The organism is Candidatus Zixiibacteriota bacterium (assembly GCA_020853795.1).
In the GTDB taxonomy this organism is placed as follows: Bacteria; Zixibacteria; MSB-5A5; order CAIYYT01; family CAIYYT01; genus JADJGC01.
Genome location: JADYYF010000001.1, coordinates 1 through 15,873, shown reverse-complemented (window position 1 = coordinate 15,873; position 15,873 = coordinate 1). Strand labels below are relative to the sequence as shown.

12 protein-coding genes are annotated in these 15,873 nt (G+C 58.1%); 8 read left to right on the top strand and 4 right to left on the bottom strand.

Annotated features, from left to right (window positions below):
* Positions 1-68: 68 nt before the first annotated feature.
* On the top strand, positions 69-1,703 hold the full coding sequence (pruA, locus tag IT585_00060) for an L-glutamate gamma-semialdehyde dehydrogenase (protein MCC6961623.1): 1,635 nt from the start codon (positions 69-71) through the stop codon (positions 1,701-1,703).
* A 216-nt stretch (positions 1,704-1,919) separates the two neighbouring features.
* The gene (locus IT585_00055) at positions 1,920-2,660 is read left to right on the top strand and encodes a superoxide dismutase (GenBank protein MCC6961622.1); all 741 of its coding nucleotides are present in this window, start codon (positions 1,920-1,922) and stop codon (positions 2,658-2,660) included.
* 360 nt (positions 2,661-3,020) lie between these two features.
* On the opposite strand, the gene gdhA is transcribed toward IT585_00055, so the two are convergent.
* On the bottom strand, positions 3,021-4,379 hold the full coding sequence (gdhA, locus tag IT585_00050) for an NADP-specific glutamate dehydrogenase (protein ID MCC6961621.1): 1,359 nt from the start codon (positions 4,377-4,379) through the stop codon (positions 3,021-3,023).
* Positions 4,380-4,631: 252 nt separating this feature from the next.
* Here gdhA and IT585_00045 point away from each other — a divergent pair, with 252 nt between their 5' ends.
* From IT585_00045 to IT585_00035, 3 genes are all read left to right on the top strand, one after another.
* The gene (locus tag IT585_00045) at positions 4,632-5,507 is read left to right on the top strand and encodes a hypothetical protein (protein MCC6961620.1); all 876 of its coding nucleotides are present in this window, start codon (positions 4,632-4,634) and stop codon (positions 5,505-5,507) included.
* Between the two features lie 178 nt (positions 5,508-5,685).
* Positions 5,686-7,710: a thrombospondin type 3 repeat-containing protein gene (locus IT585_00040; GenBank protein ID MCC6961619.1), complete on the top strand. Its 2,025-nt coding sequence runs from the start codon at positions 5,686-5,688 to the stop codon at positions 7,708-7,710.
* A gap of 116 nt (positions 7,711-7,826) precedes the next feature.
* A complete protein-coding gene (locus IT585_00035; protein MCC6961618.1) occupies positions 7,827-9,722 on the top strand; it encodes a thrombospondin type 3 repeat-containing protein in 1,896 nt (631 codons plus the stop codon).
* 71 nt (positions 9,723-9,793) lie between these two features.
* Here IT585_00035 and IT585_00030 read toward each other — a convergent pair whose 3' ends face one another.
* Positions 9,794-10,270, bottom strand: coding sequence for a hypothetical protein (locus IT585_00030; protein MCC6961617.1), 477 nt, complete (start codon positions 10,268-10,270; stop codon positions 9,794-9,796).
* A gap of 128 nt (positions 10,271-10,398) precedes the next feature.
* Here IT585_00030 and IT585_00025 point away from each other — a divergent pair, with 128 nt between their 5' ends.
* Positions 10,399-11,460, top strand: coding sequence for a squalene/phytoene synthase family protein (locus IT585_00025; GenBank protein ID MCC6961616.1), 1,062 nt, complete (start codon positions 10,399-10,401; stop codon positions 11,458-11,460).
* 89 nt (positions 11,461-11,549) lie between these two features.
* Here the strand turns inward: IT585_00025 and IT585_00020 are convergent, their stop codons facing one another.
* Complete coding sequence (locus IT585_00020) at positions 11,550-12,314, bottom strand: endonuclease V (protein ID MCC6961615.1); 765 nt, start codon at positions 12,312-12,314, stop codon at positions 11,550-11,552.
* A 302-nt stretch (positions 12,315-12,616) separates the two neighbouring features.
* On the opposite strand from IT585_00020, the gene IT585_00015 reads away from it, so the two are divergent.
* Together IT585_00015 and IT585_00010 are read left to right on the top strand one after the other, a co-directional pair.
* Entirely contained in the window at positions 12,617-13,330 is a 714-nt protein-coding gene (locus tag IT585_00015; GenBank protein ID MCC6961614.1) for a class I SAM-dependent methyltransferase, read from the top strand.
* Between the two features lie 50 nt (positions 13,331-13,380).
* Positions 13,381-14,775, top strand: a complete 1,395-nt coding sequence (locus IT585_00010; GenBank protein ID MCC6961613.1) for a VWA domain-containing protein — start codon at positions 13,381-13,383, stop codon at positions 14,773-14,775.
* A 44-nt stretch (positions 14,776-14,819) separates the two neighbouring features.
* On the opposite strand, the gene IT585_00005 is transcribed toward IT585_00010, so the two are convergent.
* A partial coding sequence (locus tag IT585_00005) for a hypothetical protein (GenBank protein MCC6961612.1) occupies positions 14,820-15,873 on the bottom strand: 1,054 nt, incomplete at its 5' end.

Sequence of the window (15,873 nt, the reverse complement as noted above, 5' to 3'; positions counted from 1 at the left end):
TATCAAGGCATATGCCCCTGTTTTGTCGGAAGACTACGCTACGATGAAATCATCCAGGAGGAATAACCATGGGTAACTACCGTATGGCTCACCCGACCAACGAGCCGATTTATTCATACGCCCCCGGATCGCCGGAACGCACCAAACTCATGGCGGCGCTCGATCACCTCAAGGCCAACCCGATCGACATCCCGCTGGTGATCGACGGCAAAGAAGTCCGTGTCGGCGAGAAGATCAAGATCACGGCGCCCCACGACCACTCACTTATCCTCGGCTACACTTATCGCGGCACCCGCAAGGAAACCGAGGCGGCGATCAGCGCGGCTCTCAAAGCCCAGAAATCATGGGCGCAGGTGCCGATGGAACACCGCATCGCCATCTTTCTCAAGGCCGCCGACCTGATTGCCGGGCCGTACCGCTATATCATGAACGCCGCCGCCATGCTCGGCCATTCCAAGAACGTGTTCCAGGCCGAGATCGACGCCGTTTGTGAATTGGTCGATTTCTTCCGTTTCAACGCCTACTACATGCAGCAAATTGCCGACTTGCAGCCGATTAACCCCGATCCCACGATCTGGAATCGGATCGACTATCGCCCGCTCGAAGGCTTCATCTTCGCCGTGACCCCGTTCAATTTCGTTTCGATAAACGGCAACCTGCCGACCGCACCCGCCATGTGGGGCAACGTTGCCGTCTGGAAACCGGCGTCGAGCGTTATGTATACTTCGCATTACATCATGAAAATTCTCATGGAGGCAGGCTTGCCGGACGGCGTGGTCAATATGATCACCGGCAAAGCCGCGGAAATCTCCGACGTCGTCCTCAACCACGAATATCTGGCGGGCGTGCACTTCACCGGTTCCACCGGCGTGTTCCAGGGGATGTGGAAGACGATTGGCGATAATATCGCCAGGAACAAGTACAAGGGCTATCCGCGTATCGTCGGCGAAACCGGCGGTAAAGACTTCATCTTCGTGCACAAGTCGGCCGTCGCCGAACAAGTAGCCACCGCCATCACGCGCGGCGCCTTCGAATATCAGGGACAGAAATGCTCGGCGGCCTCGCGTGCCTACATCCCCAAGTCACTCTGGCCGAAAATCAAGAAGCTCGTGCTGCAGCACCTCGCGGAAATCAAGATGGGCGACCCGAGCAACTTGTCCAATTTCATGAACGCCGTCATCGATCGCGGGGCGTTCGACAGCATCAAGAAATATGTCGACTTCGCCAAGAAGGCCACCGACGCCGAAATCATTGCCGGCGGCCATTGCGACGATGCGAAGGGCTACTACATCGACGCGACACTAATCGAGACCGCCAACCCGAAGTTTAAGACGCTCGAAGAGGAGATCTTTGGGCCGGTCATGACGGTCTTCGTTTACAACGACAAGGACTATGAGAAGACGCTGCAGCTCTGCGACGAAACCTCGCCGTACGCCCTGACCGGCGCCGTCTTCGCTACCGACCGCGAGGCCGTCCTCCTGGCCGAGAACATGCTGCGTCAAGCCGCCGGCAATTTCTACATCAACGACAAGCCGACCGGCGCCGTCGTCGGGCAGCAGCCATTTGGCGGCGCGCGCGCTTCCGGCACCAACGACAAAGCCGGTGCGCTGCATAACATGATCCGCTGGACATCACCCCGGACGATCAAGGAGAACTTCGTTCCCCCGACCGACTACAAGTATCCGTTCATGCGGGAGAAGTAGTCGTCACTAACTACTGGAGTCGACCGCGCGGCAGCCATTATCGGCTGCCGCGTTTTTGTTGCCACTGCAATGAGGAGCAGGATCCGCGTCACTGCACCGGCGATACTGCGGAACCTGACTGCCAAATGGGGGTTAAATCCAGAAAGAGATTGATGGTATCAAACAGCGAGTAGGACGCTCCCTGTTTGGCCCTTACAGTGAGAGGAGATCAAGACAATGACTGAGACAACCCATCCGGATAGCACGTTGACCCGCCGCGAATTCATCCAGCATGCCGCCGTCATCGGCGCTGCCGCTGTCGTCTTGCCGGGGCTGCTCGGCGACCAACTGGCGCAGGCGCAGACCATTGATCCATACGCGCTGCCGCCGCTGCCCTATGCCTATGATGCTCTCGAGCCGCACATCGACAAGCTGACGATGGAAATCCATCACACCAAGCATCATCAGGCGTATATCAACAACCTGATCAAAGCGCTGGAGAACTATCCCGACCTGAGAAAAGAGACTCCGGAGTTTCTGCTCAAGAACCTCTCCAAGATTCCTCAAGACATCTATAACGCCGTTCGCAACAACGCCGGCGGTCACTGGAATCATTCCTTTTTCTGGCAGACGCTCGGTCCTAATGCCGGGGGTGACCCGAAGAATGAAATCGGCGAGGCCATCGCGTCGAAATTCGGCGATCTGACAAAATTCCGGGAGGAGTTTGCCGCCAAGGCAATGGGGATTTTCGGTTCCGGTTGGGCCTGGCTGGTGCTGGACGGCAAGAATCTGCGCGTCGTGGGCAATATGAATCAGAACAGCCCGATCAGCGACGGTTTCACGCCGCTGCTGGGCATTGATGTCTGGGAGCACGCCTACTATCTGAAATATCAGAATCGCCGCGCCGAATATGTGACGGCGTTTTGGAATGTCGTCAATTGGGAAGCTGTAAATAAACTCTATTTGGCCGCTCGATAACTGGGCCAGTCCGCCAAGCGCTCACCCCGTCTCCCTTTTGCTCCCTTAGAGGCTTGGCGGACTGACAATTTCGTTCGCTGCGACTGCGAATTCGCGACAAGTAGCAGACCATTCGCCGCCGGCGCTCCGGCTCAGGCTGCGGCCAACGCCGACGCCAATTCCCGGGCACCTTCAGTGGTAACAGATTGGGCCAGCTCTTTGACCTCACTTTCAATTGTCGCGTAGTCAATCCAATATAGGGCTTGTGGTCGATTTTAGCAACGTTGGATTCCAGCACTGAATCGAAAACGGGGCAGGAGTGCCAGCTCCTGCCCCGCGCGATGTTCGCGCCTGCGGCGCGATCCGAGAGGGAGAACGGGATTACACGACGCCCTGGTCAAGCATGGCATCCGCGACTTTGACAAAGCCGCCGATGTTGGCGCCGTTGACGTAATTGATGAAGTTGCCGTCTTTGCCATAGTGCACGCAGGTCTCATGAATCGCCCTCATGATGCCGTGCAATCGCTTGTCGACTTCTTCGCGTGTCCACGACAGCCGCAGGCTGTTCTGCGACATCTCCAGACCTGAAGTCGCCACGCCGCCCGCGTTGGCAGCCTTGCCCGGGCCATACAGAATCTTGGCGTCGACGAAGACACTGATCGCGTCCGGCGTCGAGGGCATATTCGCCCCTTCGCTGACGACGTAGACCCCGTTACGAATCAGATTGCGCGCGTCGGCTTCGTTGATCTCGTTCTGGGTCGCCGACGGAAACGCGCACTGTGCCTTATGATTCCACAGCGGATTGTGATCCGAGCCGGCAGACAGTGGCGTATAGACCGCCGTTTTGTACTTGTCGGCGTACTCCTTGATTCGACCACGGCGATTGTTCTTCAGATCCATCACATAGGCCAGCTTTTCGCGATCGATGCCGGCCTCGTCGAAGATGTAACCCGCCGAGTCAGACAGCGTCAGCGGCTTGGCGCCCAGGTCGAGCAGCTTCTCGACCGTGTACTGCGCCACATTGCCCGAGCCCGACACCAGGCAAGACTTTCCGTGCAAGGACTCGCTGCGCGTGCTTAGCATCTCCGCCGCGAAATACACGGCACCGTAGCCGGTTGCCTCCGGACGAATCAGCGATCCGCCCCAGTTCAGGCCCTTGCCGGTCAGCACGCCGGTGAATTCATTACGCAGCTTCTTGTACTGCCCGAACATGAACCCGATTTCACGGCCGCCGACGCCGATGTCGCCCGCCGGCACATCGGTATTCGGGCCGATATGACGGAACAATTCACTCATAAAAGCCTGGCAGAATCGCATCACCTCGAGATCCGATTTGCCCTTCGGGTCAAAATCTGACCCGCCCTTGCCGCCGCCCATCGGTAGTGTGGTCAAGCTGTTTTTGAACACCTGCTCGAACGCGAGGAACTTGAGGATACCGAGATTCACTGTCGGGTGGAAGCGCAGGCCGCCCTTGTATGGGCCGATCGCTGAGTTCATTTCGATGCGGAAACCGCGATTGACCCGAATCTCACCGGCATCGTCCACCCACGGCACGCGAAACATGAGTACACGTTCCGGCTCGACGACGCGTTCGAGAATCTTGGCTTCGCGATAAACCGGATGCTTGTCGAGAAACGGCATCAGCGATTCAACCACTTCTTGCACGGCCTGATGGAATTCGCGCTCGCCCGGATTCTTGGCCTTGACCTGCTCCATGAAGGCAGCAACGTTGCTTGACATTCAGAACTCCTTGGTTGCGTCTTGTCGACCGCTGCACCCGGCAGGCTGATCGGCAAAATCAATGTCGTTCGAAATCTGGCGCCGACTGCAATCATCGGCGTCAAGTCAGTTTGTTATCTTTTTCACAAGCAAAGAACCGCTCGTTCAGGAATTGGTCAACTTCGTTAATCCTGAACCTCGCTTTCGGATTTCCTGAGCCGGGAACGCGTAACGAGTACTGCATTGTCGATCGCAGACGCTATATTGCCTGCGATGAACGGTTCATCCGATCTCTGTCTTTTTGTCTCTGATCTCCATGGCCGGCTTGACCGCTACGAGAAGCTCTTCGCTGCCATCCGTGCTCGCCGCCCGGCAGCGGTGTTCCTCGGCGGCGACATTCTGCCATCGGGAATTGCCGCAGCTCTGACCGGTGGTATCCCGGCTGAGGATTTCATCGCCCACTATCTGGCGCTGAGACTGCACGAGATTCGCGTCACTCTCAGCCGCAACTACCCTGATCTCTTTGTTATTCTCGGTAACGACGACGGCGCGACAGCCGAGGCGGATCTGCTTGCCGGCCAGGCGGCAGGAATGTGGCACTATGTCCACAACCGGGTCGTCCCATTTCAAGAATATTCTGTACTTGGCTACAGCTTCGTTCCGCCTTCACCGTTTCTGCTCAAGGATTGGGAACGCTACGACGTCTCCCGCTATGTTGACCCGGGCTGCGTATCGCCTGAAGAAGGCGTGCACACGCAGGAATTTGACGCCGAGGCCACCCGCTATGGGACTATCGAGCGCGACCTGAAGGCGCTGACTCAAGGCCTTCACATGTCGCGGACGATCTGCCTCTTTCACACCCCGCCGTACGAAACTAACCTTGATTGGGTCGATCACAACGGCAAGACGGTCGATGGTGTCGAACCGGACCGGCACATCGGCAGTATTGCCGTGCGTCGGCTAATCGAGACACGCCAACCGCTGCTGACGCTGCACGGACATGCGCACGAGTCGGCGGAACTCTCGGGCCATTGGCAAGACCAGATCGGCAAAACACTTATGTTCGGAGCTGCGACCAGAGACTCCGGACTAGCATTGGTCTCGTTCCAGCTCGGTGACTTGGCAACGGCTCAACGCGAATTGCTGTGACGGCTAAGACTTTCTCCGACAGCTACTTCATTTCCGGGTCGGCCTCCCTCCGTAGTGGAGCTGCAAGTCCAGAAACTTCTTGACAAATATGCACTTAGGCGGTAAATTTTAGTAGGCGATACTCGCCCTTTGGTACCGATTCTGCCAAACCAAAACGAAGATTGGAGTCTCTCATTCTATGAACCTAATAGGACGGTTCCGGCCGCTCGTTCTTGTCCTGTACCTTGTTCTGGGTGCGCACACTGCATCCGCGAACCAGCAAGTCCCCAATAACCTCTGGCTTCAAATTCAGGGGATGAGCCCGGCCGAGGTAAAGTCCTATATCGCCCAACACGGCGGCGATTGGTGCCAGACGGAGTTGCGCTGGGAGGCCAAATCCGGCTTTCAAAAGGATGCGGCTTTGGCTTGTCCGATCCAAGGTCAATGCGACAACCCCGGCACACGCGACATTAACATTCCCGGCGCCAATGACCCTTTCACTTCAATTCGCCTTTGCGTCAACGTCTTTGCCAACGATAACGGCTCCAATGCCGCTGCCACTCAGTCGAAGGTCGACGCCCAGATTACAACTTTGAACGCCCAGTACGCGCCGTCCAAGATCCGCTTCACTTATATCACGCGCTACATCAATTCGACCTTGTATCGCGACTATACCGACAATGAGGAAGGCGGCATGAAGGGTCTGGCCGCGTTCTACCCCGATTCGTTCCTCAATGTCTACGTGACTAACATCAATTCGAGTTACATCGGCATCGGCACCTTCCCCTGGGATCCGGATGCGCAGGCGGTCCTCGGCGGAACGATCATCGATGACAACTATTTTGGCGGCGGCGAAGGTACACTGGCCCACGAGATCGGCCACTGCCTCGGACTCTGGCACACCCACCACGGCGTATCGGAAGTCTCCCAATGTTCTGCCTGTTACGAGCGCGCCGATCATCTCGACGCCGACAATAACGGCGACTTCTGTGCCGACACCGATCCGACCCCGACCAACTACAACTGCTCGCCCCCGGGAGGGACCGACGTCTGCTCCGGCTTGTCCTGGGGACCGACCGACCCGCAGAATTACATGGGCTATGCCCCCGATTTCTGTTACACCGAGTTCACTTCCCAGCAGTGGGGACGGATGCACTGCTGGATCAACGGCGCGCTGGGCAGCTGGCGCAACTGTGGCGGGAATAAGAATCTCGCCGGTGCCGGCGAAGTCCTCGCCGATGCCGACGGTGACGGCGTTGATGACGGCGTCGACAATTGCCCGTCCGCATTCAACCCGTGCCAGGAAAACGTCGACAATGACGCGCTCGGCGATGCCTGCGACCCCGATATCGACAATGACGGCGACCTGAATGCCGCTGATAACTGCCCCTTCATCTCCAACCCCGCCCAGGCCAACGCCGACGGCGATAACTTTGGCGATGTCTGCGACAACTGCACCACCACCGCCAACAATGATCAAAGCGATATCGACGGCGACCTGATCGGGGATGCCTGTGATGCCTGTACCGACACCGACGGAGATGGTGCCGCTAATCCCGGCTTCCCGGCCAGCACCTGTTCGACCGACAACTGCCCCGATATCGTCAACCCGGCCCAGGCCGATGCCGATGCCGACAGTGTCGGCGATGCCTGCGATAATTGCGTGAACACTCCGAATCCACAGCAATACGATGAAAACGTCGATGGTATCGGCGATGCCTGCGACGGTCAGTTGCACATTCAGAGTTATGTTCTGCCTGAAGGCTATAACGGTGTGCCGTACTTCTACCAGTTCACTGCTGTTGGCGGCGTGCCGCCGTACAACTGGCAATTCTTCGGCGGCGATCTCCCCTTTGGCTGCGACTTCAACGGCGGCACGGTCGGTACCGTGACCGGTACACCGTTCTACGTGGCGACCTTCTACTTCACCATCGTCTGCACCGATTCGGACTCGCCGGCCCGGACCGACACGCTGGGTGTTTCAATTCGAATCGTTGAACCAGTAGCGCCGCCCTATGTCTGCGGTGACGCCGAAGGCAGCGAGACTGTGACCATTTCTGACGCCGTTTACCTAATTAACTATATCTTTGCCGGCGGCCCGGCACCGGACCCGTTGTTGGCCGGCGACGCCGATTGCTCCGGCAGCGTCTCAATTTCAGACGCCGTCTACCTGATTAATTACATTTTCGCCGGTGGCGCCGCGCCCTGCGCAGCCTGTCCGTAGCGATCTGACTTGGGAATTTCCTGCCGGCCCGCGGGTCGGCAGCCGAATTTGTCGATAATTTTAGAACTGGGACTTACCCATTACCGAGCACAACGTGTGAGAAAGTGAGTTGGAAGATGCTGAGGAAAGCCAAAGCCCGATTCCGTCGTTGTCTGTTCGCCGGTCTTGCCTTCTGTGTTGGCCTGATGCTGCTGACACCGAGTCTGCAGGCAGAGGTCGACGCCAATGCAATCCTGGATGAAATCCGCCAGAACCCCGATCAGATCAAGGAGATCATTCGCAAACATCAGGTCGGCTGGTGTGGCGCTTCGTTCGTCGAACAGGCGCTGCAGGGTGGCGACCCCAATAAAGCGCCGGCTTTCGACTGCTCTATCAATGGCGCTTGTGATGTCGCGGCGACCCGTAACAACTACCTGCCGACTCCGAATCAGGAAGTCTATTACATGCGCGTGGTATTCCACATCTTCTGCAATGACGACGGCTCTGACCCGTCAACCACCGCCTTTGAATGCACGCAGGTCTTTAATCGCCTCAATGCGGACTACGCTCCGGCCGGCATCCAGTTTCTGCTTGACGGAATCCAGACCCACAATTCTACGGTCTACCGCATCTTGTCGAGCTCGGAAGACACACCGATGAAATCGGTTTACAACGATTCCTATACCACCAAAATCAATATTTATGTCACCGACATCGAGCAGACCACGCCGGGACAGATCACGCTGGGCTATGCCTACTTGCCATGGGGCAATGCCGGGACCGTACGTTACGGCGTTGTGATGCACAGCGACGGCTTCGGCGCCGACAACGGCTACACCACGCATGAGATGGGTCATACGCTCGGTTTGTACCACACGTTCCGCGGCGTCGATGAAACCACCGCCTGCGGCGCCTGCTACGAATTTGCCGGCAGTCCCAGCGACGTGCGCGGCGATCTCTGCTCCGACACTCCGCCGACGCCGCTCAACTTCAACTGCAACCCCCCGGGCGGCAACGACGCCTGCAACGGTCAACCGTGGGGAAGAACGCAGTATGAAAACTACATGGGATATTCGGGCTGCACCGAAGAACTCTTCACGAATCAGCAATTTGCCCGCATGCGCTGCTGGAGTACGTCGTACTTGATTAACTACCGCGTGCTCGATGTGGATGGTGATGGCCTCGTCAACGCCAGCGACAATTGCCCGCTGGTTGCCAACCCGTCGCAGACGGATGTTGATGCCGACACGGTCGGCGATGCCTGCGACAATTGCCCCACGACGCCAAATCGCAACCAGGCTGATGATGATGCAGATGCAATCGGCAACGTCTGCGACAACTGCACGGATACTGACGCTGACGGCTACGGCAATCCCGGCTACGCGCTGAATACCTGCCCGACCGACAACTGCCCGGATACGGCCAACGCCCTGCAAACCGATACCGACACCGATACCGTCGGTGACGCCTGCGACAACTGTCCGAGTATCGCCAATCCCGGGCAGGATGACGAGAACGGCGACGGCGTCGGCGACCATTGCGACGGCGTGGTTCACGGCTGGAATAACAACCCGCCCGATGGTTTCAAGAGCATCCCCTACTTCTTCCAATTCCAGGCCGTCGGCGGCACGCCCCCGTACACCTGGCAGATGTTCGGCGGTGACCTGCCCTTTGGCTGTGACTTCAACGGCGGCGCGGCGGGAACGATCACCGGGACGCCGTTCTACAACGCCACGTTCTACTTCACGCTGCTGGTGACCGACTCCTCCGTGCCACCCACGGCCGACACCGTGTCGTTCGACATCACCATCACGAATCCGCCCTACCTCTGCGGCGATGCCGACGGCAGTCTGGCGATTTCGATTTCCGACGCCGTGTACTTGATTAATTACATCTTTGCCGGTGGACCGGCGCCCAATCCGCTGATCGCCGGCGATGCCGACTGCAGCGGTGCAGTCTCGATCTCAGATGCCGTCTACCTAATCAACTTCATCTTCGCCGGCGGGCCGGCCCCGTGCTCGTCTTGCCCGTAAACCGGCGGCGACGTTGCTGCTAATCGTCGAGGGCGCATCCCGGATGCGCCCTCTCTCTTTTCTGCGCTGAATTATGGCTGCTGAGAAAATTCAAGGATTGTGCCCTCGACCACCTTCAGGTAGTCAGGCACGCTGAGGATGATCGAATCCGTGAGAGAACCGGCATTAAAGGCGATGCGGTCGTTCAGCAGAATTGACTTGTCGATATACACCTCGAACGGCAGAATCGGGAATCCAAACGGCGGCACCGACCCCGGTACCAGCCCGGTATAGTCAAGGAGCTCTTCGGCCGAGGCGAAACGCAGGCGCTTGGCGCCGAAATGCCGCTTGACTGCGTCCGAGTCAATCTTGCGCGCCGCGCTCAGAACAAACAGCCGATACACCTCCTCCACCTTCATCAATATCGCCTTCCCGCCGATGCGCACATCCTCGCCGCGCGCTCGCGCCGACTCTTCGGAGGTCGTCGTCGGCTCGTGATGCACGGTCCGAAAGGCAATCGCGTTGTCGGCAAGAAGCTGCTTGATGGAATCGAAAATTTTGGTCGTCACTCGCGGTGTTCTCGCTTTCTTGAGGCTAATGTGAACAGCAAGCTGCGGCCTGTCAAGCACCGATCGGCTGGCAAGGTGCTTTTCCGCTTCTCCTGCCGCTTGATTCCCCGTATGTTGCGGCCGCAGTTATGAAGCAATCTCAGATGACTTCCAACTCCCAGGATCCGTTTGCTTTTTGCCGGGCCATGCTTCCACGCGTGTCGCGAACCTTTGCCATCAATATCGGAGTCCTCGATGGCGAGCTGCATCGCGCCGTCTTGTGCGCTTATCTGTTCTGCCGCATCGTTGATACGGTGGAGGACGCTCCCGGTCTGCCGCTGACCGAGCAGTTGGCGCTGCTGGACGAGTACGCCACTCTCTTCGCGTCTGATCAGCCCGCGCCGGCCACCATCGCCGCCTGGATCGGCCGTTGGCATCAAGCCGCGGAAACCGCCGACGAATTTCGCCTCATCATGGGCACCGATCTTGTCTTTGCCGCCTTTGCCGAACTCCCTCCCGACGTCAAGTCGAGTGTGGCGCGCTGTGTTTGCGCCATGGCTGCCGGCATGAAGCAAACTCTGGAACTGCCCGGCCACGCCGGCAGCAGTCTTCGTATTCTGCAGACGGAGGACGATCTGAATCAGTACTGCTATTTCGTCGCCGGCACGGTCGGACGCATGCTGACGGAACTGTTCTGCCGCTATGCTCCGGACATCGACGCCGTTGCGCGTGACCGGATGACCCAACTCGATCAAGCCTTTGCTCGCGGTCTGCAGATCACCAATATCATCAAGGATTGCCGTGGCGATGCCAACCGCGGCTGGTGCTACATCCCCCTCGAATTGCTGAAGCGCCGTAGCCTCACCCCCGAGGCGTTCTTGGCCGGCACCGACCGATCGGCGTCGCTCGCGGTAGTCAATGACCTGACCCGCAAGACGGCAACGTACTTGGAGTCCGCACTCGAGTATACGCTGCTTCTGCCTCGCCGTCGCCGCCGCCTGCGGCTCTTCAATCTCTGGTCCCTCTTCTTCGCAGCCCGAACTTTGGCGCTGGCCTGGAACAATCCACGCCTCCTTGAGCCAAACGCCAAGGTCAAGATCACCCGATCTCAGGTCTACCGGACCATGGCGCGAACGACCCTGCTCGTTGGCCGCGATGACACCCTGCGCCGCGACCTGCAGCGGATCCTCCAGCCGATCTTATCGCCGTAGCTCGTCGTCAAGTCGTCGGCAATAAAGACGGCGGGCAGCCTGATGTCTCAAGCTGCCCGCAGAAGTCTTCGCGTCTCTAAACGATTCGTCTACTCTTCGTCGTCCTCATCGTCTTGGCGATTATGTCCCTGGAATTGCGGCTGCCGTGGCTGGAAACCGCCGCCGCTGGTCAGATTCATATCGTAGTTGCGGCGCTGCTTGTTGACCATGATGTGCGCCAACCGCAACGGCTCCGGCAACCGGTAGCCACGCAGCAAGTCAATCACGGTTTTGACCGAGGTCTCGACGTCCATCTTGTGGCCCGGCGAAACGTATAGCGGCTTGACATTTTCGCGCGACCGCACGGCGCGCCCGACCTCGGCGTTGCCAAAGTAGATCGGCGCGGTATCGCCGACCGAGTTGCCGAGGGGATCGACCTTGCCGACGAGCAGCTTCTTGGCGCAGCCAATCGTTGGCATCTCCAGCATCACACCCATGTGGGACGCCATCCCGATGCCGCGCGGATGATCGATACCGTGCCCGTCGAAGATAAACACGTCCGGCACGAATTTCAGCCGACTCAGCGCCTTGGTAATCACGGGCCCTTCGCGGAAGAAGAAGAGCCCGGGCACGAACGGGAAGGTCACTTCGGACTGCGCCCGCACTTTCTCCAGTAGCTCCATCTCCGGCACCTTCATCACAGTGATGGTTGCAAACGCCGTGTTGTCGCGCTTCGAATACGCCACGTCCACGCCGCCAACCAATCGGAAAGATGTTTTCTCCGGCTTGGTGATCACCATCGAGGCGTATTTCTCCTGCAGCCGTTCCGCCTCTTTCACATCCTCAGTCCAGGGATGCAGACGATTGAACTTCATCGCTTGTCCTTACTCTTTTGTTCAAGTTTTTGGGGGTGCGGCGTTCGCAGATCCATCACAGTCTTGTAGAAGATACCACTGCACTTACAGCTCAACTCGCCTTACCCGCAGTATTATACGATCCTGATTTCGCCATTTCAAGAATAGTTTACCTTTGCTCATGGCGATCAACGCGAACTTGGTCTTTGTGGTTCCCATCATCCAACTTCAACGTGATAATTTTCACAAATCTCCGCCGCTCGGAATGGTTAGTACCATTAACTTGCTGTATCTTGCGCTGAATTTTTGCATCTTCTGCCGTCATGTTCGATCGACACCTCAGGCGCCTGATCTTCGAGTGGGATGTGGATAACTGGAGTCGGGCGCTCCGCCTTTGGGAGTCCATCCTGCCGTCAACCGCTCCCGACGGCGCGACTGCCCTCGAAGTTGGCTCGCGGCGCGGCGGAATCGCGCTTTATCTGGCGCACAAAGGATATCATGTCGTCTGCAGCGATGTTGACAACCCCGCCGAGTTCGCCCGGCCGATCCATCAGGCCGCCGGCGTCGCCTCGCGGATCGAGTACACCGCCGCCAATGTCACAGCAATGTCATTTGCCGACGCCTCCTTTGATGTCGTGGCCTTCAAGTCGGTTCTCGGGGCGGTTGGCCGCGGCGGCAACACACAGCTGATTGCGGCGGCAATCGCGGAGATGCACCGCGTGCTCAAGCCCGGCGGCGTTCTCCTGTTCGCTGAAAACCTCGCGGCCGGACGCATGCAGATGTTCCTGCGCCGGCGCTTTACCAGTTGGGCCGCCGATTGGAACTACCTGACGCCACAGAGCATGAAAGAACACTTTGCCGCATTTGAAGTAACGCACTTCGAGACTTTTGGCGTTCTCGCCAATTGGGGACGCACGGAGTTTCATCGACGCCTCCTCCATCCGATCGACCTTATGCTCTCGCCCCTGACTCCTAAGACGCAGCACTATATCGGCTACGGCTACGCCCGCACCGGAACCCGTGAGAGTTCTTGTTGAATTCACGCCCCGCCTGATTTAGTGTATAAATTCAACAGGAGGTGGAGATTATGTCAATCTCGTGCCGAACTTACGGATTCGTTGCTTTACTTCTTTTGCTTCTCGGGCTTGTCCTCTCTTGCACTGAGAATTCGGGCGATCGCAGAATCATCACGCCGACGCCGCCGTCGACCAGCGCGGTGTTCAAGGACATCGAAGTCTTTCTGCGGCCGCCGTCACAGGTACAGTTTACTTTTCGCATTACGACGGCGGACAACCATGCCGTTGTACTTCCCGGCGATGCCATCGCGCAGGCTTTCCGCATCTTTGAAAACGGCGAGGAAATTGACTATACCGAAACCTCCCGCTTCGTTCATCCTGCCGCCAGCCTCGAACTTGACTTGATGCTGCTGCTCGACTTCACCAACAGCATGGCGAGTTGGCGCGACGGCGATCTGACGGCGATTGACCTGGAAGCCGACTGGGCGCGCGAAATCATTTCCGGATTGGCGGAGACGCACCGCATGGCGATCATGGAATATCACGATCGCAATACCGAGGCCTCGGTCATCGCCGACTTCTCCTCCGACAAAACTCTCCTGGAGACGGCGTTGAATGCGTTCGTCAACCGCCCGCTCGACCACGGTTCCTCCAGCATCTGGGATGCCATCTATGCGGCCATCAACCGCTTTCCCGCTACCCCGGCGGAATCCAAGCAGCGGACCCTGATCGTCATTACCGATGGCCGCGAGACCTCGTCGATTCATACGCCGGAGGAGATTCTCCAGCTTGCCCAACAGAAGCAGACCAACGTCTTCATCATCGGAACCGGCAGTGTCGTGAATGAGGCCCGCCTCATCCAAATCGCCGATCAGTCGAGCGGAGAATATTACCCGGCCTCCGACTTCCAGGCCTTCCGCGACAAACTCGAGCAGGTTAAGACGGACCTGGGCGGCCACTACCAGTTGAGCTACATCACGCTGCGGCGCAGCGGCAGCTACGCCGTGAAAGTCCAGTTCGCTAACGAAGGCCTGACGGGAAACTTCGAGCGAACCCTGGACCTGGGCAGCGTCTTCGGTGATGACCGCATCGGCGTGCTGACCTTTGATGCTCCGGCGCGTGCCAACAACCAACTCGCCTGGGTCGTCCGCGCCCAGCATGTGCCCCGAAACATCTACAAGCTGCGCTTCAAGGTCGCGACCCCCAATGCGATCGTCACGACCTTGATCCCCAAGGCCGACGGCGGCCTCTGCGGCGACTGGCGCCTCAATGGACGTGATTCACTCGGCTATTTCACGATTGCGGCTGATACCCCACTGCAATTTGGCGATTTCGGTCCGCTCTTCCGCGTGACCATCAGCGGCGTCGCCCCGGGCGCTTTCGAGGCACCCTTTATCCTTGACAACAGCGTCTATTCCGGCGGAAAATCGTTTACGGCCCCGGAGAAATTAGTGTATGCGCCCTAAGGGCGGTGTTGCCACCGCCCCTTCAGGCTGCGTAGTTGCCCGCCTCAAAATGCCGAGACAAACCCCAGCGTAAATCGCGTTTCTTCGGCATCGAGATCGTAACGCAGTTCTCCGACCAGGCGGAAGTTGGTCCGCAATAGGTAACCAACGTGACCGGTGGCCGTCCGGTAGTCCTCGGAATTATCGTCCGACTCCGTCCAGTTGAACAATCCCGTCAGATACCAACGGCTGCGATCTCCTTCCGGCCAATAGATCGCCTCGGCAAACGCTCCCCGCGACTTGAGCGTCGATTCAAAATTGCCGGTTTCGTGCTTATCGCGGCGTTCCACGTATTGCAGATTCAGCGTCAACTGATCCGTCGTCAGAGTCAGATCGGGTCCGCCCATTGTCACCGCATTGACGGTCGCGGGCGTTAGCTGTTCTTTGCCGTAGAAGATGAATCCACCCAACCGAACCAACTGCGGCAAATCCTGCGATACCCGTCCCATGACCGCCTTGTACTTGTCGCTGTCGTACAGTCGTTCGCTGTTGGCGCCGCCGATGCCGTTGCCGTTGACCGCCTCCACGACAAAATCGGTGCCCGACTCCAAACCGTAGGTCGCCATAATACCGCGGTCGTAGCTCAGTCCAAGATCAGAACCCGCCGGCGTCATGCGATAGACCTGGTAGTCTTCCAACGGCAACCGCAACTCGCGCTTGAACAGCGGATCGGAGACTTGAAATTGCCCGACATAGAGGTCCAGTTCTGACCCGCCGAGATTGTTGAACATCAGGAAGGCGTCTTCCAACCCGGCAACTTCACCGCGTTCGCTGAAGAAGAAGTAGAAATAGTAGGCGAGATTCTTGGCCAGAGCGCCGCCGGACAGCAGCTTGATCAGATACGGCGACGTAAAATCGGCGGCGTGATCGACTTCGGTATTGTGTGTCAGGTAACCTTCCAACCGCAGCGCAAATGGCAGATCGCGAATCAACGACAGGTTCTTGTCGCCGGTATCCACGTAGTACCGCGGTGCGTCGTTGTCCTTCAACACGAACCCGTTGCCGGCAAATTCGTCGCCATAGTCCTTCAGCACCGGAAACGGCTGGTGGCAGGTCGTG

Coding starts and splice junctions, on each gene's coding strand:
- pruA (MCC6961623.1), top strand. CDS start 69: ATGGGTAACTACCGTATGGCTCACCCGACCAACGAGCCGATTTATTCA.
- IT585_00055 (MCC6961622.1), top strand. CDS start 1,920: ATGACTGAGACAACCCATCCGGATAGCACGTTGACCCGCCGCGAATTC.
- gdhA (MCC6961621.1), bottom strand. CDS start 4,379: ATGTCAAGCAACGTTGCTGCCTTCATGGAGCAGGTCAAGGCCAAGAAT.
- IT585_00045 (MCC6961620.1), top strand. CDS start 4,632: ATGAACGGTTCATCCGATCTCTGTCTTTTTGTCTCTGATCTCCATGGC.
- IT585_00040 (MCC6961619.1), top strand. CDS start 5,686: ATGAACCTAATAGGACGGTTCCGGCCGCTCGTTCTTGTCCTGTACCTT.
- IT585_00035 (MCC6961618.1), top strand. CDS start 7,827: ATGCTGAGGAAAGCCAAAGCCCGATTCCGTCGTTGTCTGTTCGCCGGT.
- IT585_00025 (MCC6961616.1), top strand. CDS start 10,399: ATGAAGCAATCTCAGATGACTTCCAACTCCCAGGATCCGTTTGCTTTT.
- IT585_00020 (MCC6961615.1), bottom strand. CDS start 12,314: ATGAAGTTCAATCGTCTGCATCCCTGGACTGAGGATGTGAAAGAGGCG.
- IT585_00015 (MCC6961614.1), top strand. CDS start 12,617: ATGTTCGATCGACACCTCAGGCGCCTGATCTTCGAGTGGGATGTGGAT.
- IT585_00010 (MCC6961613.1), top strand. CDS start 13,381: ATGTCAATCTCGTGCCGAACTTACGGATTCGTTGCTTTACTTCTTTTG.